Origin of the sequence: Polynucleobacter sp. Latsch14-2 (assembly GCF_018881925.1) — a bacterium.
In the GTDB taxonomy this organism is placed as follows: domain Bacteria; phylum Pseudomonadota; class Gammaproteobacteria; order Burkholderiales; family Burkholderiaceae; genus Polynucleobacter.
Genome location: NZ_JACVPL010000007.1, coordinates 26,111 through 50,868 on the forward strand (window position 1 = coordinate 26,111; position 24,758 = coordinate 50,868).

General features: G+C 46.0%; 30 protein-coding genes. 20 read left to right on the forward strand and 10 right to left on the reverse strand.

Going from position 1 to position 24,758, the window contains the following annotated elements:
- Positions 1–11: 11 nt before the first annotated feature.
- The 6 genes from ICN46_RS07430 to ICN46_RS07455 all read left to right on the forward strand — a co-directional run bounded on the left by ICN46_RS07430 (position 12) and on the right by ICN46_RS07455 (position 5,729).
- Positions 12–1,241: an MFS transporter gene (locus ICN46_RS07430; RefSeq protein ID WP_216206728.1), complete on the forward strand. Its 1,230-nt coding sequence runs from the start codon at positions 12–14 to the stop codon at positions 1,239–1,241.
- 275 nt (positions 1,242–1,516) lie between these two features.
- Positions 1,517–2,815: an isocitrate lyase gene (aceA, locus tag ICN46_RS07435; protein WP_216206731.1), complete on the forward strand. Its 1,299-nt coding sequence runs from the start codon at positions 1,517–1,519 to the stop codon at positions 2,813–2,815.
- A 103-nt stretch (positions 2,816–2,918) separates the two neighbouring features.
- Positions 2,919–3,359 (forward strand): HIT family protein, encoded by a 441-nt coding sequence (locus tag ICN46_RS07440; protein WP_216206734.1) that lies wholly within the window; start codon positions 2,919–2,921, stop codon positions 3,357–3,359.
- Between the two features lie 65 nt (positions 3,360–3,424).
- The gene (locus tag ICN46_RS07445) at positions 3,425–4,096 is read left to right on the forward strand and encodes a 3-oxoacid CoA-transferase subunit A (protein ID WP_216206736.1); all 672 of its coding nucleotides are present in this window, start codon (positions 3,425–3,427) and stop codon (positions 4,094–4,096) included.
- A complete protein-coding gene (locus ICN46_RS07450) occupies positions 4,093–4,755 on the forward strand; it encodes a 3-oxoacid CoA-transferase subunit B (protein WP_216206739.1) in 663 nt (220 codons plus the stop codon). Before ICN46_RS07445 ends, ICN46_RS07450 begins: the two co-directional genes overlap by 4 nt.
- Entirely contained in the window at positions 4,752–5,729 is a 978-nt protein-coding gene (locus ICN46_RS07455) for a Bug family tripartite tricarboxylate transporter substrate binding protein (protein ID WP_216206742.1), read from the forward strand. Before ICN46_RS07450 ends, ICN46_RS07455 begins: the two co-directional genes overlap by 4 nt.
- Position 5,730: 1 nt before the next feature.
- On the opposite strand, the gene ICN46_RS07460 is transcribed toward ICN46_RS07455, so the two are convergent.
- The 8 genes from ICN46_RS07460 to ICN46_RS07495 are packed head-to-tail and all read right to left on the reverse strand — an operon-like array spanning position 5,731 to position 12,757.
- Complete coding sequence (locus tag ICN46_RS07460; protein ID WP_216206745.1) at positions 5,731–6,795, reverse strand: isocitrate/isopropylmalate dehydrogenase family protein; 1,065 nt, start codon at positions 6,793–6,795, stop codon at positions 5,731–5,733.
- A 24-nt stretch (positions 6,796–6,819) separates the two neighbouring features.
- On the reverse strand, positions 6,820–7,794 hold the full coding sequence (locus ICN46_RS07465) for a tripartite tricarboxylate transporter substrate binding protein (RefSeq protein ID WP_216206749.1): 975 nt from the start codon (positions 7,792–7,794) through the stop codon (positions 6,820–6,822).
- A 22-nt stretch (positions 7,795–7,816) separates the two neighbouring features.
- Positions 7,817–8,371 carry a cupin domain-containing protein gene (locus tag ICN46_RS07470; RefSeq protein WP_216206752.1) on the reverse strand — a complete coding sequence of 185 codons (555 nt, stop codon included), beginning with the start codon at positions 8,369–8,371 and terminating at the stop codon, positions 7,817–7,819.
- Between the two features lie 37 nt (positions 8,372–8,408).
- Positions 8,409–8,834, reverse strand: a complete 426-nt coding sequence (locus ICN46_RS07475) for a DUF1841 family protein (RefSeq protein WP_216206933.1) — start codon at positions 8,832–8,834, stop codon at positions 8,409–8,411.
- On the reverse strand, positions 8,827–9,483 hold the full coding sequence (gene nth, locus ICN46_RS07480) for an endonuclease III (RefSeq protein WP_216206755.1): 657 nt from the start codon (positions 9,481–9,483) through the stop codon (positions 8,827–8,829). Before nth ends, ICN46_RS07475 begins: the two co-directional genes overlap by 8 nt.
- Positions 9,480–10,184, reverse strand: a complete 705-nt coding sequence (gene rsxB / locus ICN46_RS07485) for an electron transport complex subunit RsxB (RefSeq protein WP_370625502.1) — start codon at positions 10,182–10,184, stop codon at positions 9,480–9,482. Before rsxB ends, nth begins: the two co-directional genes overlap by 4 nt.
- A gap of 52 nt (positions 10,185–10,236) precedes the next feature.
- The gene (locus ICN46_RS07490) at positions 10,237–11,526 is read right to left on the reverse strand and encodes a polyhydroxyalkanoate depolymerase (RefSeq protein ID WP_216206760.1); all 1,290 of its coding nucleotides are present in this window, start codon (positions 11,524–11,526) and stop codon (positions 10,237–10,239) included.
- Between the two features lie 28 nt (positions 11,527–11,554).
- On the reverse strand, positions 11,555–12,757 hold the full coding sequence (locus ICN46_RS07495) for an amino acid aminotransferase (RefSeq protein WP_216206763.1): 1,203 nt from the start codon (positions 12,755–12,757) through the stop codon (positions 11,555–11,557).
- Positions 12,758–12,926: 169 nt separating this feature from the next.
- Here ICN46_RS07495 and uvrB point away from each other — a divergent pair, with 169 nt between their 5' ends.
- The 11 genes from uvrB (at position 12,927) to ICN46_RS07550 (ending at position 21,702) form a co-directional block, all read left to right on the forward strand.
- Positions 12,927–15,080, forward strand: a complete 2,154-nt coding sequence (gene uvrB, locus ICN46_RS07500) for an excinuclease ABC subunit UvrB (RefSeq protein ID WP_255538791.1) — start codon at positions 12,927–12,929, stop codon at positions 15,078–15,080.
- Between the two features lie 117 nt (positions 15,081–15,197).
- On the forward strand, positions 15,198–15,767 hold the full coding sequence (gene iscR / locus ICN46_RS07505) for a Fe-S cluster assembly transcriptional regulator IscR (RefSeq protein ID WP_216206767.1): 570 nt from the start codon (positions 15,198–15,200) through the stop codon (positions 15,765–15,767).
- A gap of 31 nt (positions 15,768–15,798) precedes the next feature.
- The gene (locus ICN46_RS07510) at positions 15,799–17,058 is read left to right on the forward strand and encodes an IscS subfamily cysteine desulfurase (RefSeq protein WP_370625496.1); all 1,260 of its coding nucleotides are present in this window, start codon (positions 15,799–15,801) and stop codon (positions 17,056–17,058) included.
- A gap of 31 nt (positions 17,059–17,089) precedes the next feature.
- Positions 17,090–17,476 (forward strand): Fe-S cluster assembly scaffold IscU, encoded by a 387-nt coding sequence (gene iscU / locus ICN46_RS07515; protein WP_216206770.1) that lies wholly within the window; start codon positions 17,090–17,092, stop codon positions 17,474–17,476.
- Positions 17,477–17,483: 7 nt separating this feature from the next.
- Entirely contained in the window at positions 17,484–17,807 is a 324-nt protein-coding gene (gene iscA, locus ICN46_RS07520) for an iron-sulfur cluster assembly protein IscA (RefSeq protein ID WP_216206773.1), read from the forward strand.
- A complete protein-coding gene (hscB, locus tag ICN46_RS07525; RefSeq protein ID WP_370625497.1) occupies positions 17,785–18,312 on the forward strand; it encodes a Fe-S protein assembly co-chaperone HscB in 528 nt (175 codons plus the stop codon). Before iscA ends, hscB begins: the two co-directional genes overlap by 23 nt.
- A gap of 17 nt (positions 18,313–18,329) precedes the next feature.
- Positions 18,330–20,195, forward strand: a complete 1,866-nt coding sequence (gene hscA / locus ICN46_RS07530) for a Fe-S protein assembly chaperone HscA (protein ID WP_216206779.1) — start codon at positions 18,330–18,332, stop codon at positions 20,193–20,195.
- A 29-nt stretch (positions 20,196–20,224) separates the two neighbouring features.
- On the forward strand, positions 20,225–20,563 hold the full coding sequence (fdx, locus tag ICN46_RS07535) for an ISC system 2Fe-2S type ferredoxin (RefSeq protein WP_216206781.1): 339 nt from the start codon (positions 20,225–20,227) through the stop codon (positions 20,561–20,563).
- A gap of 230 nt (positions 20,564–20,793) precedes the next feature.
- Positions 20,794–21,111: an ArsR/SmtB family transcription factor gene (locus ICN46_RS07540; protein WP_216206784.1), complete on the forward strand. Its 318-nt coding sequence runs from the start codon at positions 20,794–20,796 to the stop codon at positions 21,109–21,111.
- Between the two features lie 14 nt (positions 21,112–21,125).
- Entirely contained in the window at positions 21,126–21,338 is a 213-nt protein-coding gene (locus tag ICN46_RS07545) for a YgaP family membrane protein (protein WP_216206786.1), read from the forward strand.
- Between the two features lie 16 nt (positions 21,339–21,354).
- A complete protein-coding gene (locus tag ICN46_RS07550) occupies positions 21,355–21,702 on the forward strand; it encodes a carboxymuconolactone decarboxylase family protein (protein ID WP_370625498.1) in 348 nt (115 codons plus the stop codon).
- Between the two features lie 38 nt (positions 21,703–21,740).
- Here ICN46_RS07550 and ICN46_RS07555 read toward each other — a convergent pair whose 3' ends face one another.
- Both ICN46_RS07555 and ICN46_RS07560 read right to left on the reverse strand, forming a co-directional pair.
- Positions 21,741–21,905 carry a hypothetical protein gene (locus ICN46_RS07555; protein WP_216206966.1) on the reverse strand — a complete coding sequence of 55 codons (165 nt, stop codon included), beginning with the start codon at positions 21,903–21,905 and terminating at the stop codon, positions 21,741–21,743.
- Between the two features lie 109 nt (positions 21,906–22,014).
- The gene (locus ICN46_RS07560; RefSeq protein ID WP_216206791.1) at positions 22,015–22,791 is read right to left on the reverse strand and encodes a ferredoxin--NADP reductase; all 777 of its coding nucleotides are present in this window, start codon (positions 22,789–22,791) and stop codon (positions 22,015–22,017) included.
- Positions 22,792–22,958: 167 nt separating this feature from the next.
- Between ICN46_RS07560 and ICN46_RS07565 the strand changes: the two genes are divergently transcribed.
- From ICN46_RS07565 to ICN46_RS07570, 3 genes are all read left to right on the forward strand, one after another.
- Positions 22,959–23,438, forward strand: coding sequence for a disulfide bond formation protein B (locus tag ICN46_RS07565; protein ID WP_216206793.1), 480 nt, complete (start codon positions 22,959–22,961; stop codon positions 23,436–23,438).
- A gap of 94 nt (positions 23,439–23,532) precedes the next feature.
- Positions 23,533–23,655, forward strand: coding sequence for a hypothetical protein (locus ICN46_RS12005; RefSeq protein ID WP_255538792.1), 123 nt, complete (start codon positions 23,533–23,535; stop codon positions 23,653–23,655).
- A gap of 98 nt (positions 23,656–23,753) precedes the next feature.
- Positions 23,754–24,752 (forward strand): tripartite tricarboxylate transporter substrate binding protein, encoded by a 999-nt coding sequence (locus ICN46_RS07570; RefSeq protein WP_216206796.1) that lies wholly within the window; start codon positions 23,754–23,756, stop codon positions 24,750–24,752.
- Positions 24,753–24,758 lie beyond the last annotated feature (6 nt).

Sequence of the window (24,758 nt, forward strand, 5' to 3'; positions counted from 1 at the left end):
AAACTCGGTACATGACTGATACGCTTAGTAGGCGTGCCAGTGATGTCCGGGTTATTGGTCTCATTAGCCTAGCGCACGGCAGCTCTCACTTCTTTCATCTAATTCTTCCTCCCATGTTCCCATGGTTGATGAAGGATTTCGCCTTTACCTACGCTGAGCTTGGTTTGCTCATGTCCATATTTTTTGTGGTGTCCTGCGTGGTGCAGGCTGCTTCGGGATTTTTAGTTGATCGAGTGGGGGCTCGCCCCGTTTTATTTTCTGGCGTTGGCCTATTGGTGCTTACAGCACTACTGTATTCCCAAAGCAATGGATACCCTATGTTGGTTATCGCTGCCATCATTGCCGGGTGTGGAAATGGCATTTTCCATCCAGTAGATTACACCCTGATTAACCATAAAATCTCCCCGCCTAATTTGCCTTACGCTTATTCATTGCATGGTGTTACAGGTTACTTGGGTTGGGCTTTAGCTCCTGCCTTCATGGTGGCCATAGCAGAGCTTGCTGATTGGCGAATTGCTTTTTTGTCAGCAGCAGCCTTAGAGGCCATCGTCTTATTCGTTTTGTGGCTCAATAAAGATGAGTTATTCGATGATGTTCAGAAACGCCACGCTACAACGCAGGCAAGTGCAGAGGCCTCTAACCCGGGCGGCCTTCCTGTAAGTGCTTTTGCATTTTTAAAGTTGCCTGCAGTTTGGTTTTGCTGGCTGTTCTTTTTCTTTAGTATGGCAGCGACATCGGGTTTGCAGTCTTTCTCCCCAAGCGCCTTATTTAAAATTTATGCCTTACCTGTCAGTACCGGTAGTTATTTTTTGACTTTAATGTCTTTAGGTAGTGTCTTTGGGGTTTTATTAGGTGGTTACATTGCTGCCCTTGTAAAAGCTTCTGAGAGGGTGGTCACTGCTTGCTTGTCTGTTGGCATGGCGATGAGCTTACTGATGGCTAGTGGCTGGATGCCAATCTACACCATAGTGGTCTTATTTATTGTGCTTGGTACCGGACTTGGCATAGCTGCGCCCTCACGTGACTTAATGATTCGGGCCGCAACACCCCTTGGGGTTTCGGGCAGGGTGTATGGAATTGTGTATTCCGGGATTGATTTAGGCGCCGCACTTGGACCGCTGATCTTTGGAATATTTATGGATGCGAATCTTCCAAAACTGCTCTTTATTGGAGTAGCGTTTTTTCAGTTGATGATTATTTTTATGGCCTTTAGGGTCGCAAATAAAACAACGGGATCTTAAGGGTTTGGTATTTCTCTTATTTCACAATGTGGAAAGTCATTTTTCACCTTAAAATGCGCTGCAACAATTTACTAATGCTTTGATTTCAGGCAGTGAATATTCATTTTGTATTATGAAATTAATATCATAAGCATCTAATTTTAATAGAATTAATTATTTGATTATTTTTCTTCTCTAGACTTGTTTGCTTGGCAGATTTCCCTAAACTCTTATATAAGACATAAGACTTAAATGTCTCAATTTAAGAAGTATTTGTTTAACTTAGGGAGAGAAGCATGACAGACCGCAAAGCAGAAATCGCAGCACTTCAAAAAGACTGGGACACTAATCCACGTTGGCACGGCATTACCCGTGGCTACACCGCAGAAGATGTTGTGCGCTTGCGTGGCTCATTAAAGATTGAGCACACGCTAGCTAAGCACGGCGCTGAAAGACTTTGGAACTTAGTCAACAATGAGGCTTATGTAAATTGCTTAGGCGCTTTGACTGGCGGTCAGGCAATGCAGCAGGTTAAGGCTGGCGTTCAGGCAATTTATTTATCTGGCTGGCAAGTGGCTGCTGATGGGAACTCCTATGCGGCGATGTACCCAGACCAATCGCTCTATCCAGTGGACTCAGTACCTAAAATGGTCGAGCGCATTAATAACTCGTTTCAACGTGCTGATGAAATTCAAACTGCTAAAGGTATCCAGCGCGGAGATGCGGGTTTCATTGAATATTTTGCCCCCATCGTTGCTGATGCTGAAGCCGGTTTTGGTGGCGTATTGAATGCATTTGAATTAAGCAAGGCACTTATCAAGCAAGGTGCGGCTGGCGTTCACTTTGAAGATCAATTGTCCTCCGTTAAGAAGTGTGGGCATCTAGGTGGCAAGGTGTTACTGCCTACAGCTGAGTCTGTCCAAAAATTGATCTCAGCACGTTTGGCAGCGGATGTAATGGGTGTTTCAACTATTATCTTGGCTCGCACCGATGCTGAAGCTGCTGACTTATTGACATCTGACTATGATGCTAACGATAAGCCATTTTTAACAGGTGAGCGGACCCCAGAAGGCTTCTATAAGACACGTAAGGGATTAGATCAGGCGATCTCCCGTGGCTTGGCATATGCAGCATATGCCGACATGGTTTGGTGTGAAACGGGTACTCCTGATCTGGATTTTGCTCGTAAGTTCGCTGAAGCAATTCGTGCGAAGTTTCCAGGCAAGATGTTGGCGTATAACTGTTCGCCATCTTTTAACTGGAAGAAGAACTTGGACGATGCCACGATTGCGAAGTTCCAACGTGAATTAGGAGCGATGGGTTACAAGTATCAATTTATTACTCTCGCGGGCATTCACTCTATGTGGTACAACATGTTCGACCTAGCTCAAGATTACATGCAGCGTGGCATGACTGCTTATATCGAGAAAGTACAAGAGCCGGAGTTTGCTGCCCGTGATCGTGGATACACTTTTGTTTCACATCAGCAAGAAGTTGGCACCGGTTATTTTGATGATGTCACTACCGTTATTCAGGGAGGCAAATCATCTGTAACTGCTTTGACAGGCTCTACCGAAGAAGAGCAGTTCCACTAAAAACATCCCAGTAGTGTGTTGATGCAGTAATACCAGTACTGCTGCGGCGCCTAAATTACCTCACAAGGGTGACTTAGGTGCCGTTTTCGTATACATTTATTAGATGAAAAATTGTGTACTCTGTGCAGAGCATTTGAGGTCGGAAGAGGGTGAGCTCATTTGGCGTGGCGATGATTGTCGCGTTATCTTAGTCAATGACCCAGATTTGCCTGGTTTTTGCAGGGTGATTTGGAATCGCCACATCGGCGAGATGTCCGAGCTCACATTTGGGGAGCGTGAAGTATTGATGTCACTAGTCTTGGTGGTTGAGGAGGCTGTGCGCCATATCATGCAGCCGGCAAAGGTAAATTTGGCTTCGCTGGGGAATCAAGTCCCCCATCTTCATTGGCATGTGATCCCCCGTTATCAAGATGATGCCTTTTTTCCTGGATCTGCATGGTCGGCAAAGGTGCGGGAGACTTCCGCCGTCATACTGCAGGCCCGTAAAGCCAAGGCCAGTGGTCTGCCTGCAGCAATTCGAGCCGCAATTTCACAATTGCATTAAATTAGCACTATTGGTGCTAAAAATTGGATTCGTAGCGCCCATAATAAAAATAGACGGAGACTTTTGTGATTCAAAAAATTATTCCTAGCGTTGCTGAGGCTTTGCGGGACATTGCTGATGGTTCAACCATCCTAATTTCTGGGTTTGGTGATGCTGGCTCGCCAGTCTTTTTGTTGGATGCTTTATATGAGCAGGGCGCCAAAGACTTAACTTTTGTCAGTAACAATGCTGGGAGTTCAGGGGTTGGAATTGCCAAATTAATTGGTGCTGGTCGTGTGAAAAAGATTTTATGTTCTTTCCCGCGTCAGCCTGAATCTGTTGCTTTTGACGATCTCTATCGTGCTGGCAAAATTGAATTAGAGCTAGTTCCACAGGGAACCCTGGCAGAACGGATTCGCGCAGGTGGTGCTGGTATTGGCGGTTTTTTTACGCCCACTGGATTTGGTACCGAGTTGGCCAAGGGCAAAGAAGCGCGCGAGATCGATGGAGTTAATTACATTTTTGAGAAAGCTATTAAGGCTGACTATGCCTTAATTAAGGCGGATAAAGGTGATCGTTGGGGTAATTTGACTTATCACGGTACTGGACGAAGTTTTGGGCCGGTCATGGCAACTGCAGCCCGCTGTTCGATTGCTCAAGTCAATGAGGTGGTTGAGTTAGGGTCTCTTCATCCGGAAATTATTGTGACCCCGGGAATTTTTGTAAAACGCGTTGTACAGGTAAAGGGGGCGTCATGATCGATCTTTCTAAAATTACAAGACGCTCTACCGCTGATATTGCCAGGCGGATTGTTCAGGATATTCCAGAAGGGGCTACGGTTAATTTAGGGATTGGTCAGCCTATGGCTATTTCTAATTATCTGCCTAGCGATCGGGAGATATTGCTCCATAGTGAAAATGGTTTATTGGGTATGGGGCCATTGGCTACTGGTGACCAAATCGATCCGGAAATTGTGAATGCAGGAAAGCAGCCAGTCACTATGCTGCCTGGCGCCTCAATTTGCCATCATGCAGATTCCTTTGCGATGATCCGTGGCGGGCATTTAGATATTTGCGTTCTGGGAGCTTTTCAGGTCTCAGTTAAGGGCGATATTGCCAACTGGCGTACTGGCGATCCTAGGGCTATTCCTGCGGTAGGCGGCGCCATGGATTTAGCCTTGGGCGCAAAGAAGACCTTTGTGATGATGGAGCATCTCACGAAAGAAGGTCAATCTAAGCTTGTTCAGGAATGCACCTATCCATTGACTGCTCTTGCTGCTGTTGGTTGTGTCTACACTGATTTGGCGACGATTGAGGTCACCCCCGAGGGCTTACTTGCAGTAGATTGGGTAGATGGCTTAAGTTTTGACGAGTTGCAGGAAATTAGCGGTGTTCCATTGATCAATTCCCAAAAATGAAATTGCGCCTTCTGACCTCTCTTTTAGGTTTCGTTCTTTTGGCTGGTGGCATTACGCACGCCGCTGATTCTGCAAGTGTCTACCCTAATAAACCAATTCACCTCATTGTGGGATTTTCCCCTGGTGGCTCAGCTGACACTGTCGGACGAGCTTTGGCAGAGGGTTTATCAACCCGTCTTGGACAGCCTGTGATTGTTGAGAATAAGGCGGGAGCTAACGGTAATATTGCTGCAGAGATGGTGGCACGTGCTGTGCCTGATGGATATACGATTTACTTTCCATCCATTGGTCATGCAGTAAATGCATCCCTTTATAAAAATTTACCTTACGATCCTGTAAAAGATTTCACGGCGATTGGTGGAGTGTTCTCGGCACCAAATATGTTGGTAGTGCCAATCAATTCGCCCTATAAATCGGTGGCGGATGTGATTAGTGCAGCCAAGGCGAATCCTGGAAAATTAACATTTGCCTCAAGTGGTAGCGGTACCTCGGTGCATCTCTCTGCTGAGTTATTTGAGAAGATGGCTAAAATTGATATGATTCATATTCCTTATAAAGGAACTGGCAACGCTATGCCCGATGTTATTTCGGGTCAAGTTGATATGAGCTTTCCAAATCTACCTAGCGCAGTCCCCCAAGTAAAGGCGGGTAATTTGCGTGCTTTAGGCATTACAACTGCCAAACGCTCAGCTGCTGCCCCTGGTATACCCACTATTGCTGAGTCGGGTCTGCCTGGGTATGAAATGGCTACCTGGTATGGATTAGTTGCACCAGCAAACTTACCAGTCGCAATTCGTAATCGCCTAAACAAAGAATTACAAAGCATTTTGGCTGATCCAAAATTTAAAGACAAATTAATTGCGCAGGGTGCCGATCCTATGCCCGGCACACCTGAGCAATTTTCTCAACTGATTAAAAGTGAAATCGAGCGCTGGAGAAAGCTGATTGCGCAATCACAAATTACGATTGAGTAGTTCAATCTAAGGCTAGCAATCCTTTTGCTAGGGCTGCACCTGTTTCTTTTGTGCCAAGGTGTCCACCAATATCTTTAGTCACCTCTTTAGATAGGATTAAAGAGGTGGCAACATCTGCAATTGCTTTCGCAGCCTGACCGAATTCAGATTTCCCAGATCGATGTGAGTACCACTCTAACAACTGAGCCGCCGAAAGAATCAGCGAGTAAGGGTTGGCAATATTTTGGTTGGCAATATCCGGAGCCGAGCCATGTGCTGCTTGTGCCATTGCGTGATGAGTACCCGCATTCACCGATGCTGCCAGGCCAAGACTTCCAGATAGTTCAGCAGTCAAATCTGAGAGGATGTCCCCAAACATATTAGTTGTCACAATGACATCAAATTTTTGAGGGGCCCTGACAAGATGGGCGGCCATGGCATCAACGATAAAGTCATCGATAGATACTTCCGGAAACTCCTTGCCGACTTGATGACAGATGTCGATAAACATCCCATCGGCAATTTTCAAAACATTCGCTTTATGAACAATAGTGACATGCTTTTTTCTGGATTGTGCGAGTTCAAAGGCGGTGCGTGCAATCCGTTCGCAGCACTGACGGGTGATTCTGCGTAGAGAGATGGCAACATCGGGGGTGACTAGGATTTCACCATTGCCTTGTTCCATATTGCGATCAGCATAGAAACCTTCAGTGTTTTCACGAACTACGATTAAATCAAAATCACTAACCGGAGAGCGAAGCCCCTGATAAGTTTTAGCGGGTCTAATGTTGGCATAGAGGTCCAAGGATTTTCTAAAAAACTTAGATGGGTTTATCTCCCCCTTAGCCTCGTCTTTAAAGTCGTAAGTAGACATTGGCCCAAGAATGAGGCCGTCCACCTGTTTTACCTTGTTAAGCAATGCTTCGGTTACTGTTGCTCCGTGCATTTTCAGGCTGGCGTGACCAGCGATTTCATCTTCTATTTGAAGCCCGAGCTTAAATTTGGTATTAACTGCTTGAAGTACTTCTTTAGTGGCGGCGGAAATTTCTGGCCCAATGCCGTCGCCAGCGATCATGATGATTTTCATTGCTTACTTTCAGTAGGTATTGAATTATTCAATTTTAAGATTGGCGCTCTTAACAACGCCCTGCCAAAGTTTGAGCTCGCTATTCAGTGCCTTTTGAAATTCAGCAGGGGAGAGCTTGTAGGATTGCGCACCTTCTTTAGCAAGCCTGGCTTTTAGGGGGTCTTTATTTGCGGCGTAGTTAATTTCTTCATTTAACTTTTTAACAATAGCGGGTGGTGTGCCGGGTGGCGCAACAACACCCCACCATGTGCTGATGTTGAATCCTGGAATTCCGGACTCGCTTGCAGTTGGTATATTAGGAAAGAGGGGAGAGCGTTTTTCACTGGTGATGGCTAAAACGTTGACTCGATCTGTTTCCACATAAGGCAGAATGGTGGGGATGGTGGCAAAAAATACTTGTACCCTTCCCGCTAGAAGATCGATGGTGGCTGGCCCACTGCCTTTATAGGGGATATGAGTTAATTGAGCGCCAGTTTTCTGCTTAAACAGCTCTCCTGAAAGGTGATTAATGCTTCCCAATCCTGCCGAGCAGTAATTTAGATTTTCTTGAACTTGTGTGCTCAAATGAATTAATTCAGGCAAAGTTTTTACTGGGAGTGATTTATTGGTCACCACTAGTAGCGGACCTCTACCGATCATTGCTACCGGTGAGAAATCTTTTTCAATGTTGTATCCGGCATTTGGATCGGTTGCCGCATGCGTTACAAATGTTGAGGTAACAAATAAAAGGGTATACCCATCGGGTTCAGCTTTTGAGCCCATAGCGGCACCAATCGAGCCGCCGCCGCCGCCGCGGTTATCCACTATCACTGCTTGACCCAATCTTTCCGTTAGGGTCTTGGAGAGATCTCGTGCAATGCTATCCGTTCCTCCGCCAGGGGCGAATGGAACGATTAAGGTTATCGGTTTCTGGGGGAAGTTTGCCGCGTTAGTGGTGATACTAAATGCGGCAAACAAGCCGCTGAGAATCCATTGCGAGATAGAAAGAGGAGTTTTCATATTTATTGATAGATGTCGACCACTAAAGATCAAATTTTCCATCAATCAAGACAAACAGCATTTTGCAAGGTTTGCCAGAGCGGTTGCTCCAAGCATGATTGGTTCCACGCTCAACTAGAAAATCACCCTGCTTCATCAACTTCTCCCCCTTTTCCAATACGATGTAAATCTCACCTTCTAGAACCAGCGCGTAGTCCACTGATTCAGTTCGATGCATAAAAGGGTGGCCACCTTTTTTAAAAGTTGATGCTTTTTCAGTACCCAATGCCCCAAAAGCAATTTGGGCATCAGACGCACTTAAGTTTTGACTCCACTCACCTTCAGGACCAAATTCAACAACCCTCACTACAGTTCCGTTCTTTGGGGGGATGAGTTGGAGAGGGCGACTGGTGGTGTCTGGATTATTGTTAATTTTTGCAGGGGTTTCATCGGTATGCCAAAGATCAGTGAGGTAGTAACCCACTCTCTTGGGATTATCGTGAATTGAGGGTGCGATACCATCTTCCGTGAAAATAGATTGCCCCTCAGCATCATGCCCAGTAATGATTCTTCGAATTGCGCCTTTTTGATTTTCCATTTTTTATCTCCATACTGATTTTAGTTCTGTTAAAGGATTAGTTTAGCTGCTTGAGTGATTCGAGATATTTCTCTGGGTTTAGCGGGGAGCCTTCACGCTGCGCCTCCCACATGACTTGTCCTAAGCATTCCATGATGCGATGCTGAGCTTCATGTTCTGACCCTAGTGTTCTAGCAAGATTCTCAGCGATTGATTTGATTCCTGGCGGTTGATCGATGGCAATTTGCTCGCTAATGGATAAATGCATTGAGAGGTGTAAGAAGGGGTTGGTCGCGCCATCCTCAGGGGTATAGTGTCGAGACAGTGCACCTTCAGGGTCCTCAAGAAGGCTCTGATATTCAGGATGCTGCCCCATCCAGTCCCCCGCGATTGTCTCTAATGGCGTCAAAATTTGTCCTGTAGTTTTTTTCTCCCAGGTATCACAAAAAAAACGACGTACATCTTCGCGAGTAGGATTAAATATCGCCACGAACTTTTCCTTTGCTTGTTTTTTGTTTGAAGCTACATAAGGGCTCCACAATACATTGAGCACATGCGGGATTGCGAGCTTTGCAGGTATATCGGCCATGCAAGATAAGCCAATGGTGAGCATCCTGCAGAAATTCCTTTGGTACCCGTTTTAGTAATTGCTCCTCGACTTTGGCAACATCTTTGCCTGGGGCTAGTCCAGTACGATTCGAGACACGAAAGATATGAGTGTCTACGGCGATAGTGGGTTGTCCAAAAGCGGTATTGAGAATGACATTAGCTGTTTTTCTGCCAACACCGGGAAGTGCCTCTAGTGCCTCACGATTTTGCGGTACTTCACCATGATGCTTTTCTAGTAGGAGGCGGCAGGTTTCTTGAATATGCCTGCCCTTGGAGTTAAATAGACCAATATGTTGAATGTAGGGTTTGACACCTTCCTCACCCAAATCCAGTAATGCTTGCGGGGTATTGGCAATCTTAAAAAGCTTGCAAGTACCTTTATTGACTGAGACATCGGTTGCTTGGGCTGAGAGCAATACAGCAATGAGCAATTCAAAGGGAGAGCTGTACTCTAGTTCAGTTTCTGGGTGGGGGTTGTTGGCTTTCAGTTGCTCAAAAAAAGCACGGCGCTGATCTAAATTCATAGCTGTGATTTTGTTTTTGCTGCCCTTGCCATCGCCGCAGCAATGATGGCGCGCTTACGTTCTTGCTCTCTTTTTTCTTCATCGGAGGATGGAGATTCAGCATTAATGGCCGCTAGCTTTGCAGTTGCCTTTTTGGCTAGGCGTGCGTCGTTATCTTGCCTTTCACGTTCAAGGCGGAGTTCTCTGGCATGATATCTATCATGCGCTTCATCGGCCAGCTCTTGTGACCACGCTTGCCAGCCAGTTTGATCATTGGTGACATCGATCATCGTGATGCAGTCTACTGGGCAAGGCGGGATGCAGAGGTCGCAACCAGTGCACCAATCCTGTAGAACAATATGCATTTGTTTTGATGCGCCAACAATGGCATCAACAGGGCAGGCCTGAATGCACAGAGTGCAGCCAATGCATTTCTGCGGGTCAATTTTGGCCACAGGCCTTGGGCGCTCGATGCCACATTCTGGATCGATACTGGAATTTAGTGCAAAAGCATCTTGTGGGTAAATCGGCTCAAGCAGAGCACTGAGTCTGGCTATACCTTCAACTCCACCAGGTGGACAGCGATTAGGCTTGGCATCTCCGGCTGCAAGGGCTTGAGCATAGCCTCTGCAATCGGGGTAGCCGCATTTGGTGCATTGGGTTTGGGGAAGTTGATCTTCTAGGCGGTCGGTAAGTGTATGTGCCTGCATCAGCTTCATGATATTACGGACCCCGAAAGAATTAGAAGCCTCAAGGGCCTCTAATCATGAAGGATTACTTAGCTCCCAATTTAGGAAGCCTGGCTTTAGTCTTGGGTTGGGCAGGTTGATGTTCACGAATGAAGGACTTAATTTTTGGGTAGACCTTTTCCCGCCAGCGACGGCCTGAGAAGATGCCATAGTGGCCGGCACCAGCAACTTCGTAATGGTCTTTGTGCGCACTTGGAATGCCTGCACACAATTTATGGGCGGAGCGCGTTTGACCACTTCCAGAAATATCGTCTAGCTCACCCTCAACTGTGAGTAGGGCTGTTTTTTGGATATCTTGCGGCCTTACTAATTCACCGGAAACTTTCCATGTGCCATTTGGTAAGGCGAACTCTTGGAAGACTGTTTTGATGGTGTCAAGATAGTACTGAGCGTCCATATCCAGCACAGCATTGTATTCATCATAGAAGCGGATATGTGATTCGGCATCTAGTTCGTCGCCACGCACTAGGTTCTGGAAGTAATCCCAGTGGGATTGCAAATGATTCTGTGGGTTCATTGCAATAAAGCCAGTGTGCTGTAGGAACCCAGGGTAGACCTTGCGCCCCGCGCCGGGATAGCTAGGCGGTACTTTATAAATCACGTGACTCTCAAACCACTCGTAGGATTTTTGGTCTGCCAAATTGTTTACAGCGGTGGGGGATTTGCGCGCATCGATTGGACCGCCCATCATGATCATCGATGCAGGCGTTTCTTCGCCTGCAGATGCCATTAGAGAAATGGCACCTAAGGTGGGCACGGTTGGTTGACATACAGAAATGACATGCAAATCTTTTGCACCAATGGCTCTGATGAATTCTTGAATGTAGTGAACATAGTCATCAAGACTAAAGCTACCATCTTCAGCAGGCACAATGCGGGCATCAATCCAGTCGGTAATGTATACCTTGTGATCTTGCAATAAGGTGCGCACGGTATCGCGTAATAGTGTGGAGTGGTGGCCGGAGAGCGGGGCAACCACAAGTACCACCGGATCATCTTTTAACTTCTTGATGACTTCGACATCATCGGAAAAACGTTTGAAGCGAATTAATTTACAGAAGGGCTTAGCTAACGTAGTCATTTCATGGATGGCGACTTCACGGCCATGGGCTTGTACGGAGCGAATGCCAAACTCAGGTTTCTTATAGTCTTTACCTAGGCGGTAGAGTAATTCGTAGCTGGCAGCTAAGCGCTCTGAGCCAGGCACCATTGAAGCGGGATTTGAGGCGTTGATAAAAGCCTCAGAAGCGGCGCGAGCCCATGAACTAACGGGTTGAAGTAAAGCTTTTTGAAACTCGTGCAATTGGTATAGCATGGTGCCTCCAGTAAATCAGTGTAACCGCTTATGACGCTAGAACGCGGGCGATAGCTTTCGCTACCTTATCAATATTTTTGGTATTGAGTGCAGCAACGCAAATACGTCCGGTAGAGAGGGCATAAATGCCATCTTCTTTTTGCAGGCGTTCAACTTGTTCGACAGTCAAGCCAGAGTAAGAAAACATTCCTCGTTGTGCTTCAATGAAAGCAAAGTCCTGCTTAGCACCTGCAGCAGCGAGTTTTTCAACCAGCGAATGACGCATCAATTTGATGCGATCGCGCATTTGGGCTAGCTCATCTTCCCAGAGCTGTCTGAGTTCTGGTGAATTCAACACGGTGGCAGCAATTGCGGCGCCATGAGTAGGGGGGTTTGAGTAGTTGGTGCGAATCACGCGTTTTAATTGAGAAAGTACTCTAGTAGATTCATCTTTACTCTGTGTCACGATTGACAATGCGCCAACGCGCTCACCGTAGAGTGAGAAAGATTTTGAGAACGAGCTGGACACAAAGAAGGACAGGCCGGATTCAGAAAAGAGACGAACGGCAACACCATCTTGCTCAATGCCAGAAGCAAAGCCCTGGTAAGCCATATCCAGGAAGGGAATAAATCCTTTTGCTTTACAGATCTCAATCACTTGACGCCATTGCTCTTCAGTAATATCCGCACCAGTCGGGTTGTGGCAGCAAGCGTGGAGTAGTACTGTGGTGTTCTTTGGAAAAGACTCCAAAGACTTCACCATGCCATCAAAATCAACGCCACGAGTTTTATCGTCGAAGTAGGTGTACTCGACAACATTAAAGCCGGCGGATTCAAAAATACCGCGGTGGTTTTCCCAAGTTGGGTTGCTAATAGCGCAAGGCGCATTGAGATCAAGGCGTTTGATAAAGTCGGCGCCAACGCGTAAGGCACCCGTGCCACCTAAACACTCAGCAGTAACAACGCGCCCATCTTTAATGAGTGCAGAGTCTGCGCCAAATAGCAGGTTTTGAACGGCGCTGTTATAGGGATTTGGGCCTTCGATTGGAATGTAGCTGCGAGGAGAATGTTTGGCAACAATACCCTCTTCCGCTTGAATGACCGCCTTCAATAGGGGTACTTTGCCTTCATCGGTGTAATAGACGCCCACACCCAAGTTCACTTTATCTGGACGTTGATCGGCAACATAGGCTTCTGTGAGGCCAAAAATAGGGTCTTTGGGGGCTAATTGAACAGAGGAAAACAGTGTCATTTGGGGGTCGTATACGATGGTTGAAGGGGTTTTTGGTGTTATTTATGCATAAATTCGGATTAATTTGGGGTAATTTCTGGGTTTTGAAGCCAAATTCCACTTTTTCCAAATAAAAACGGCAAAATCATTGTTTGTACAAAATTCGCTGTGAAGATGTCTCACAGGTGAAATGATAGCTGAGATGCCCCCTAAGTCACCTAAAACTGCTCTAAAAACCCAAGCTGCCGACGCCTCAAAAACTCCGGTGGCTGACCCATTGGGCGAGTCAGGTCACGACCTAGATCCAGCAAAGTTTGTTTCTTTCCCGGATTCTCCATTTCAGCTCTACCAGCCATTTCCGCCGGCTGGCGACCAGCCGGCCGCAATTGATGCCTTGGTAGCGGGAATTGGGGACGGTCTGACCTTCCAGACGCTTTTGGGGGTAACAGGCTCCGGGAAGACTTTCACGATGGCCAATGTGATCGCTAGAACAGGACGCCCAGCCATTATTTTTGCCCCAAATAAGACCTTGGCGGCGCAGCTTTATAGCGAGTTTCGGGAGTTTTTTCCTCGCAATGCGGTTGAGTACTTTGTTAGCTACTACGATTACTATCAGCCCGAGGCATATGTTCCCACGCGTGATTTGTTCATTGAAAAAGATTCATCGATTAATGAGCATATTGAGCAGATGCGTTTGTCTGCAACGAAGAGTTTGTTAGAGCGGCGTGACGTCATTATTGTTGCCACTGTATCTGCTATTTACGGCATTGGTAATCCTGGTGATTATCACAGCATGGTGATGACTTTGCGTCCTGGTGACAAGATGAGTCAGCGTGATATTTTGATGCGCTTGATTGCTATGCAATACGATCGCAATGAAACCGATTTCAAGCGCGGTGTTTTTAGAGTGCGTGGTGACACGATTGATATTTTTCCAGCCGAACATAATGAATTGGCGGTTCGTGTAGAGTTATTTGATGATGTAGTTGAAAGTCTGCAATTTTTCGATCCCTTGACTGGAAAGATTCGCCAGAAAATCCCACGCTTTACTGTCTACCCAAGCTCTCACTATGTAACACCTCGTGAGACTGTTCTCAAGGCGATTGAGACTATTAAAACTGAACTACGCAGTCGTTTGGACGAGTTCATCAAAGACGGCAAACTAGTTGAGGCGCAGCGTCTGGAACAGCGCACCCGATTTGATCTAGAGATGCTCAACGAGTTAGGATTCTGCAAGGGGATTGAGAATTACTCTCGCCATCTCTCTGGGGCTAAGCCCGGCGAGGCACCGCCAACTCTGGTGGACTATTTGCCAAACGATGCACTGATGTTTCTAGATGAAAGCCACGTCTTAATTGGCCAATTGAATGCCATGTACAACGGTGATAAATCTCGCAAACATACCCTAGTGGAGTTTGGTTTTCGCTTGCCTTCTGCGATGGATAACCGACCACTAAAATTTATTGAGTTTGAAACAAAGATGCGTCAAACAGTCTTTGTATCAGCGACACCTGCTGATTATGAAAATACACACACTGGTCAAGTGGTCGAGCAAGTTGCAAGACCAACCGGTTTAGTTGATCCTGAGATTGAAGTTCTGCCAGCTAGTTCACAGGTAGATGATCTGTTGGGTCAGATTCATGAGCGCGTCAAAGTGGGTGAACGTGTTTTAGTCACCGTGCTCACAAAGCGAATGGCGGAACAATTAACCGACTACTTATCAGATCACAATGTGAAGGTGCGTTATGTGCACTCCGATATTGATACGGTTGAACGTGTGGAGATTTTGCGAGATCTCCGCCTAGGAGTATTTGATGTGTTGGTCGGTATTAATTTATTGCGCGAAGGTTTAGATATTCCAGAGGTTTCTTTGGTGGCGATATTAGATGCCGACAAAGAGGGCTTCTTGCGCTCTGAGCGCAGTTTGATTCAGACCATTGGGCGCGCTGCTCGCAATATCCGAGGTAAGGCTATTTTGTATGCTGATCGAGTAACTGACTCTATGAAGCGTGCGATGGGAGAGACTGAGCGCCGCAGAACAAAGCAAATTGCCTTCAATAAGCTGCACGGCATTGAGCCCAGGGGCGTTACTAAGAGGATCAAGGACATTATTGATGGCGTCTATGACGTCAATGAGAAGCGTTCAGAGATGCAGGTGGCTGAGGAGAGGGCGCGGTATGAGGATATGGGCGAAGGCGAGCTCTCAGGAGAAATCAAGCGTCTAGAGAAGCAAATGAACGCTGAGGCCAAAAATTTAGAGTTTGAAAAGGCCGCCGCCACCCGAGACCGCCTCACAAAGGTCAAGGAAATGGCTTTTGGAGCACGATCCAGAGATGCCCTTTAGTTTTTTGGGATAATTCTTGAGCGGATTGGTAGGGTATATGGTATAGTTGACAGGAATAGTCGGGTATTACCCATTCGACTGTTAGCTGTCCATAACAATCCATTACCAAGGTGACATATGAGACTTACAACTAAAGGCCGTTTTGCTGTAACTGCAATGATCGATTTAGCCCTGCGTGAAACGCATGGCCCTGTAACCCTGGCTGGCATAAGCCAAAGACAAAAAATTTCACTCTCTTACCTAGAGCAGTTGTTTGGCAAATTACGCCGCTTCAATATCGTAGAGAGCACTCGCGGTCCTGGAGGTGGATATACCCTAGCGCGTAAATCTGATGAGATTAGCGTGGCTGACATCATTGTTGCCGTTGATGAACCATTGGATGCTACACAATGTGGCGGTAAGGGGAATTGTCACAGTGACGAAGAAAATCAAGGTCGTTGCATGACTCATGACCTATGGGCAAACCTCAACTCCAAAATGGTTGACTATTTAAGCTCTGTTTCTTTGCGCGACTTAGTGCAGCAGCAGGAAGGGCGCGGTATTGTGCTGCATGACTTGCGCCACAAAAAAATCAAAATTGAAGGTGTGAAGCCTGAGAAGGCTGCACCAGTAGTAGCGGTAAAAAAAGAGCTTGCACCTAAGCGACCCCTCGTGAACTCCGTTTTTAATCTAGCCCAGCAAAGCTAAATGCTAGCGAGCTAATTTCTATAAGTAAATCATGAACGCACCACAAGACATTCCAGCGCAAGCAATTCCCATGTTTAGTCCTAAACACTTTCCGGTATACATGGATTACTCGGCAACAACGCCGATTGACCCACGGGTTGTGGATAAGATGTTGCCTTATTTGCGTGAGCAGTTTGGTAACGCCGCCTCCCGCAGTCACGCTTATGGCTGGGCGGCTGAAGAGGCGGTTGAGTGGGCGCGTTCAGAAGTTGCTCAATTAGTTCATGCTGATCCAAGAGAGATCGTATGGACTAGTGGGGCCACAGAAAGTATTAACTTGGCCTTAAAAGGTGCCGCCCATTTCTATAAAGACAAGGGTAAGCACATCATTACTGTAAAGACTGAGCACAAGGCTACTTTAGATACCTGTCGCGAGCTAGAGCGCGAAGGCTACGAAGTAACTTACTTGGATGTATTGCCTAATGGCATGATCGACATTGAGCAGCTTGAAAAAGCCATGACGCCTGGCACCATCATTGTGTCAGTAATGTTTGTTAACAATGAGATTGGTGTTGTGCAAGACATTCCACGCATTGGTGATTTGTGCCGTTCACGCGGAGTGATTTTTCATGTGGATGCAGCGCAGGCTACCGGCAAGGTAGAAATTAATTTAGAAACGCTCAAAGTAGATCTCATGAGTTTTTCTGCTCATAAGACTTATGGTCCTAAGGGTATTGGTGCATTGTTTGTACGTCGCAAGCCACGTATTCGGATTGAGGCACAGATTCATGGTGGTGGACATGAGCGCGGTATGCGTTCAGGCACATTAGCCGTTCACCAAATTGTTGGCATGGGGGAGGCATTTCGTATTGCCCGCGTTGAGATGATCGAAGAGAATTCGCGTATTCGGACTTTGCGTGATCGTTTGCTGACAGGTTTAAAAGATATCGAAGAGGTATATGTGAATGGTGATATGGATCACCGCGTTCCACATAACCTCAATATCAGTTTTAACTATGTTGAAGGTGAGTCGATGTTGATGGCCTTGAAAGACTTGGCGATTTCATCGGGTTCTGCTTGTACTTCGGCTTCGTTGGAGCCTTCTTATGTATTACGTGCCTTGGGTCGTAATGATGAACTAGCGCATAGCTCGATTCGCTTTACATTAGGACGCTTTACAACTGAAGAAGAAGTGGATTTCACAATCAAGCTCGTAAAAGAAAAGATTGCTAAGTTGCGTGAACTTTCGCCATTATGGGAAATGTTTAAAGACGGAATTGATCTGAGTACGATTCAGTGGGCTGCACACTAAAAAAATATTGAAACGATAAAGAGAAAATATCATGGCATATAGTGACAAAGTAATCGACCATTATGAAAATCCCCGCAACGTAGGTTCGTTTACCAAGGGAGATGACAACGTTGGCACTGGGATGGTGGGCGCGCCCGCATGCGGGGATGTTATGAAACTGCAAATTCGTGTCAATGATCAAGGCGTGATTGAGGATGCGAAATTTAAGACCTATGGTTGTGGTTCGGCAATTGCCTCCTCTTCTTTGGTAACCGAGTGGGTTAAGGGCAAAACCTTAGATCAAGCCTTAGAGATTAAGAACTCTCTGATTGCTGAAGAGTTGGCTTTACCACCAGTAAAAATTCACTGCTCAATCTTGGCTGAAGATGCGATTAAGGCGGCGGTGGCAGATTACAAAGAAAAACATCCAGCGAAGTAAGCAAATCATGGCAATTACCTTAACCGACAAAGCAGCCCAGCACGTTCAACGCAATTTAGATAAGCGTGGCAAAGGCTGTGGCTTGCGCCTAGGTGTTCGTACCACGGGTTGTTCAGGCTTAGCCTATCAATTGGAATATGTTGATGAGGCCGCCCCTGAAGACACTCTATTTGAGTCCAATGGCATCAAAGTATTTGTGGATCCTAAGAGCTTGGCTTATCTGGACGGAACAGAATTAGATTTTGTGCGTGAGGGTTTGAACGAGGGATTTAAGTTTCAAAATCCAAACGTAAAAGATGAGTGTGGTTGTGGCGAATCCTTCCGCGTCTGACGATTACTTCCGTTTCTTTGGTTTAGATCAGCAATTCCAAATTGATTTGCCTGCATTAGACCAGGTGTATCTAGCGATTCAAAAAGAAGTGCATCCTGATCGCCATGCTCGCGGGAGTGATGTCGAACAACGTCTTGCAATGCAGATGGCGACCTTCGCTAATACTGCATATCAAACGCTCAAGAATCCAATCCAGCGCGGTCTTTATCTCTGTCAGCTGCATGGTGTAGATGCTAAATTGGAAACTAATACTGCCATGCCAGCTGCTTTTTTAATGAAGCAAATGGAGTGGCGTGAAAATCTTGATGAGCAATCCGAGGATCTTCCGGGGCTTGAAGTGCTGATGAGCGAGGTTGACCAAGCGAAGCGAGAGACTATCGCCGAGGTAGTTCAAGCTATTGATGGTGCCAAAAATTATATGCGAGCTGCTGAGTTATTGAGAGGCCTGCTTTTTATTGATAAGTTTGCTATTGAATTAGATGATGCTATCTCGGATTTGGCATAGCTTTACACTGATTAACTATGGCCTTATTACAAATCTCTGAACCTGGTAAATCTCTAGCCCCACATCAGCGACGGGTCGCTGTAGGCATTGATCTGGGAACTACCAATTCTTTAGTGGCAGTCGTCAGAGACGCGCTACCTAAAGTTTTGCCCGACTCACAGGGAAGGGAATTGCTTCCTTCCGTGGTGCGTTATTTGTCAAATGGTAGAACTCAAGCTGGTTTTGAGGCGCTAGAGAGTGTCGTTTTAGATCCTAAGAATACGATTGTCTCTGTAAAGCGTTTCATGGGGCGGGGCTTGCTGGATGTAGAGCATCTTGAAAGTGCCCCTTACGATTTTGTAGATGAGCCTGGCATGTTGAAGTTGCGAACAGTTGCTGGCGATAAAAGCCCGATTGAGGTCTCAGCAGAAATTTTGGCACGCTTACGTCAGTTGGCCGAAGACTCTGTTTCTGATGATATCGTTGGCGCAGTCATTACCGTTCCCGCTTACTTCGATGATGCACAGCGTCAGGCAACTAAGGATGCGGCAAAGTTAGCTGGCATTGAAGTATTGCGTTTATTGAATGAGCCAACTGCGGCCGCGATTGCCTATGGTTTGGATAATGCCTCTGAGGGTATTTATGCTGTTTACGACTTAGGCGGTGGTACCTTTGATATTTCTATATTGCGAATGAGCAAAGGGGTATTCGAGGTTCTTTCCACAGGCGGCGATTCTGCTTTGGGTGGCGATGACTTTGATCATCGAGTGTATTGCTGGGTTATTGAGCAGGCCAAACTCCCGCCTTTGTCGGTGTATGACCATTCCACTCTCTTACAATCTTGCAGGCATGCCAAAGAATCACTGAGTCACAATCCTCTTGCGCGCGTTCATGTGACACTTGCTGATGGCACAGTAGTGAATGTTGGCGTGAGTCAGGCTCAGTTCTTTGAGATTACGCAGAACTTGGTTAATAAGACATTGGTTGCTGTCAAAAAAGCACTGCGTGATGCCGGCCTTAAGGCTGATGAAGTTAAGGGTGTTGTGATGGTTGGCGGCGCAACGCGTATGCCCAATATACAGCGTGCAGTCGGTGAATTATTTGGTACTAAGCCTTTAAATAATTTAAATCCTGATCAGGTGGTCGCCTTAGGCGCCGCGATGCAGGCCGACCTGCTAGCCGGCAATCAAAGCAAGGATGATGAGTGGTTATTATTGGATGTCATTCCGCTATCCCTTGGCATTGAGACTATGGGTGGTTTAGTGGAAAAAATTATTCCGCGTAATACACCTATCCCTGTTGCGCGCGCTCAGGACTTCACAACCTTTAAAGATGGTCAGACTGCATTGGCAATTCAAGTGGTGCAGGGTGAGCGTGAGTTAGTGCAAGACTGTCGCTCTTTAGGGCGATTTGAATTACGTGGCATCCCTCCAATGGCTGCTGGTGCGGCACGGATACGAGTGACTTTTCAAGTAGATGCCGATGGGCTCTTATCAGTAAGCGCTACTGAGCAAGGCTCCGGCGTTCAAGCTTCGATTGATATCAAGCCTTCATATGGTTTAACTGATACTGAAATTACTCGCATGCTGCAAGATGGATTTGCTTCTGCCAAAGAAGACTTGCTTTCCAGATCTCTGCGTGAAGAGCAAGTGAATGCGCAGCGTTTATTGGATGCTGTACAGACTGCATTGGATAGTGATCGTGCATTACTGAATGCGGCAGAACAAGCTAGTATTGATCAAGAGATGAGCGCGCTGCAAAAAATTCTGAAAGAAGAGAAAGATAGCGCTGTAGTTCGGAAAGCGGTAGATAGAGCTGCAAAAGCTACTGATGAATTTGCTCAGATGCGCATGAATGCAAGCATTCAAAAAGCACTGGCTGGTAAGAATGTTGCAGAAATATAAGAAGTTTAAAAACCCCTAGAAACCAAGTCATGACCCAAATCGTTGTTCTTCCTCATAGTGAATATTGCCCAGATGGTGCGGTGGTTGAAGTTGCTCCAGGCACCTCCATTTGTGAGGCTTTATTGGAGAATGACATTCCAATTGAGCATGCCTGCGATATGGTTTGCGCATGCACTACCTGTCATGTAATTATTAAAGAGGGGTTTAATAGCCTCAATCCTGCGGATGAAAATGAGGATGACATGCTCGATCGTGCTTGGGGCCTCAGCCCTCAGTCACGTTTGTCCTGTCAAGCCATTGTGTCTCGTGAAGATTTGGTTATTGAGATTCCGAAGTATTCGATTAACCATGCCAAAGAGAATCACTAAAGCAGAACTCACTGTATGCATCAAATTGGTGCATTAGACACCTTAATCGCACATTTGTCATAAATTGCTGATGCGTACGGGATTAATATGAACTTGTTGTTCATTTTTTAGCTGTACCTCCATAGATTTTCTTTAAGCCATCCTTCGGGGTGGCTTTTTTCTTGCTTATTTCCTAAATAATATGTTAAATTACATAATGTTAATATACATAATAAATAGTAAATATATAAATGACATCAGCCGCTCAAAAACTTGACCTGAAGAAGATGCGCAACTCTGCAGACTCCGCCTGTAAGTTGATGAAGGCATTAACTCACCGAGATCGTTTGATGCTCTTGTGTGAAATAAGTCAAGGAGAGAAGTGCGTTGGAGAATTGGAAGAGATTTTGGATATTCATCAGCCAATGTTGTCTCAGCATTTAACTAGCTTGAGAACAGCAAAGCTAGTGAAGGCTCGCAGAGAGGGTAAGCAGATTTATTACTCGCTGTGGAGTGATTCAGCGATGGCGGTCATCGAGGTTTTGTATCAGCAGTTCTGTAAGAAATAAAAAAGGGGAATCAAATGAAATGTAACGTTGGCGGTATCGATCGCGTGCTACGCATCGCTGTGGGTTTAGTGTTAGTTGGTTTGGCTGCAAGTAATGTCGTTGGCTTATGGGGATGGGTTGGTATTGTTCCCTTGGCAACAGGATTATTCAAGTTCTGCCCGCTGTACCCATTGCTTGGGATTAATTCCTGTGGAACAGGTTGTGGTGGCGGCGGTTGCTGTAAATAAACGCCTTAAAAGGGAAATGCATATGTCAAAAGATTACAAGCAAATCACCAAGGATATCTCTGGATCGCTGGCGAAATTAAGGGTTGAGGCGCCGGAAATGATGAAGGGATTTAGCGACTTGGCAGCAGCTGCAACAAAAGATGGCGCTTTGGATAAGAAAACTAAGGAGCTCATTGCATTGGCGCTAGGCGTGGCAGCTCGATGTGATGGATGTCTTGGTTTTCATACTCAAGCCTTGTCTAAGTTAGGAGCAAGCAAACAAGAGGTGGTTGAAACCTTAGGCATGGCTACCTATATGGGCGGCGGACCATCACTCATGTATGCAGCCGATGCTCTCAGTGCATTTGAGCAAGCGCAAGCTTAGTTAGAGAATTCGCAGAAAAGAAAAGGGCTCGCGGTTGCCTAAGAAAAAGACTGCTCAAATTCATCGAGCTTGATGGCATTCATGAGAAACAGAATTTGGCGCTGAAAGCTTTTGCGTTCGTCAATCTTGTCGTGTGGTAGACGATCGTGTTCACGCAGTAGGTTGGTGATAACGGGGTTGTAATGCTCTCTAGCTGGGGACACATCGATTCCTTGGTAAATATCTCGTAAGAGACAATGTACCAAGGGGTCTATATATCTACAAGAAATATATAGAGATATCTAAATTACTTTTAGATATATAGATTTATTATCACTTCTCAACAAAAGCACGTTCGTAGACGTAGTCACCTAGCTGACCAAGACTTGGAGAAACCTTAAAGCCTTTGGCATCGAGCATCTCGGAGGTTTCTTTGAGCATTGAGGGGCTGCCGCAGATCATGGCGCGATCGACTGCTGGATTCAAAGGGGGTAGGCCGATATCTTTGAACAACTGACCTGATTCAATTGCAGTCGTTAGGCGGCCGGTATGTTTGAATGCTTCGCGAGTGACGGTTGGATAGTAGATTAATTTCTCGCGAATGATTTCGCCTAAGAATTCATCTTGTGTAAGTTCATTTTTAAGGTAGTCAGCATAAGCAAGCTCGCTCACCAAGCGGACGCCATGAATGAGTACGACTTTTTCAAATTTGTCATACGTTTCTGGATCACGAATGATGCTCATGAATGGCGCAAGGCCTGTGCCGGTGCTAAACAGGTAAAGATGTTTTCCTGGGTTCAAGTCATCGATCACCAATGTGCCCACAGACTTCTCGCTCACCAAGATGGGATCGCCAACCTGGATTTTTTGTAAGCGTGAGGTGAGTGGACCGTCTTGCACTTTAATGCTTAAGAACTCGAGGTGCTCTTCATAATTTGGGCTTGCAACGCTATACGCTCTGACAAGTGGTTTTCCTTCAACCTCTAGGCCAATCATCAAGAAGTGGCCGCTACGAAATCGTAAACCTTTATTTCTGGTGGTGGTAAAGCTAAACAGGGTGTCGTTCCAGTGGTGAACGGTAAGAACGGTTTCAGTCTGATATGCGGCCATAAATACGGATTAGTTAGAAGATAGCAAAACCTTAATTATCCCATTCTTGAGATGAAAAATTCGTAGGAATCCTGCAAAAATAGGACTCACTAGTGATATAGGTCAGATTTTTGGTAATAAAGAAGCGATTTATATGCTGTGCACAGCCTATTAGCTATTATCTCTATATGAAAAGAAGTCAATACCAATTCCTGTCATTCATTTGCCTAGGTTTGGTTGCCTTTGCTGTCATTCTTCAGCAGGTGGGCTATCAAGGGGTGAGTTTTCTGCCATGCCCTTTATGCATTTTGCAAAGAGTGGGCTATTTGGGTATTGCGCTCGCTTGTTTGTTGGCTGGTGGCATTAGCCCCATGAGAAGGTTTTTTCATGGATTGGCAATTTTGGCTGCAGGTTATGGAGTGGCAGTAGCTGGCCACCATGTTTGGTTACTCTTTCACCCGGGAGAATCCTGTGGAGTTGACCCTCTAGAACTCTGGATTAATCAATTTCAGATAGTGCAGGGCTTGCCTTGGCTATTTAAGGCAGATGGGCTCTGCTCTGCTCAATTGCCAGCCATTTTAGGGTTGCAGGTGCCGGAGTGGTCCTTAGCGTGGTTTTCGGTATTCTTAATTGTGCTGATAGTGACTTTCTTCAGAAGGCCCCGTTAGAACTTAATGTGCTGAACTTACAACAAGAACTTCGTTTGCTAGATGACGGCGTTCCTATAAGACCTGTTGATTATTTTTGCTTTAAGGGTGCTCGATGACCAAGAGGTCAGGGCAGTCAGCTAAAAGCATTGTGGTGATTCTTTCGGATACTACTGAGCGTTTTTTAAGTTCAGCTTTATTTGAGAGCGTCTTTGATGAGAAAGGTTTGCATGCCTAACTGAGGTAAGGGCGCCAAATATACCGGCCTTACTCTATAAGAGGTATGTGCTATAACGGCATATACCAAGAGTAGCTTCGCCTAGGGGAAACATACTTATGTTCAGAGCATTGACTTGTAAATATTTGAGTATTGGCCTGTTGGTCAACATGATTTTTTTGAGCGCAGTTGATATTGCTTGTGCCCAGTCGATTACAAAACCCTATCCAAATCGTCAAATTACCCTATACGTTCCATTTCCACCCGGGGGTGCAACCGATTTAATGGCGCGCACGATTGGACAGCGTATCTTGAAGAAATGGGGTCAAGGCGTTGTGATTGAGAACAAGCCAGGAGCAGGGGGTATGTTAGCTGCTGCGCAGGTAGCTAAAGCGTTGCCCGATGGCTATGCTTTATTTTTTGGATCATCAGCTCAGCTTTCGGTCAATCAAAGTATTTACCCAAAAATGTCCTATGACGCGCAAAAAGATTTTGCGCCAATCATCCTGGTCGGCGGAGTGCCCAATATCTTAGTTGCCAACCCTAACGCACCATTTAAGAGTCTGGCTGAGTTAATTCAATATGCTCGCGCCAATCCTGGCATTCTCAGTTACGCCTCTCCCGGATCGGGTTCAACTGCCCATCTCACTGCCGAACTATTCAAAACGCAATCAGGAATTAATATTGTTCATATTCCCTATAAAGGAGCGGCTGGGGGCGTTACCGATGTGATTGGTGGCCAGGTGCCATTAATGTTCGTCAGCATGCCATCGGTGATGGAGCATATTAAATCTGGCAAATTAATTGGCATTGCGGTGGCTGGTGCAAGTCGATCAAGTGTTCTGCCGGATGTTCCAACTTTTGCAGAAACTTTCCCTGGTTTTGAATCAACCAGCTGGTATGGGCTTGTTGCTCCAACTGGCACACCACCTTCGATTGTTGCACTACTGAATAATGAAATTAATTTAATGCTGACGGATCCAGAAGTGAAAAAAATCTTTGAAGATCAAGGAATCCGTATTTATGGCGGAAGCCCCAGCCAGTTCTCGGCGCACATTAAATCGGAAGCCACTAAATGGGCTAAGGTAGTTGAGAAAGCAAATGTAAAGGCAGATTAAATTTAA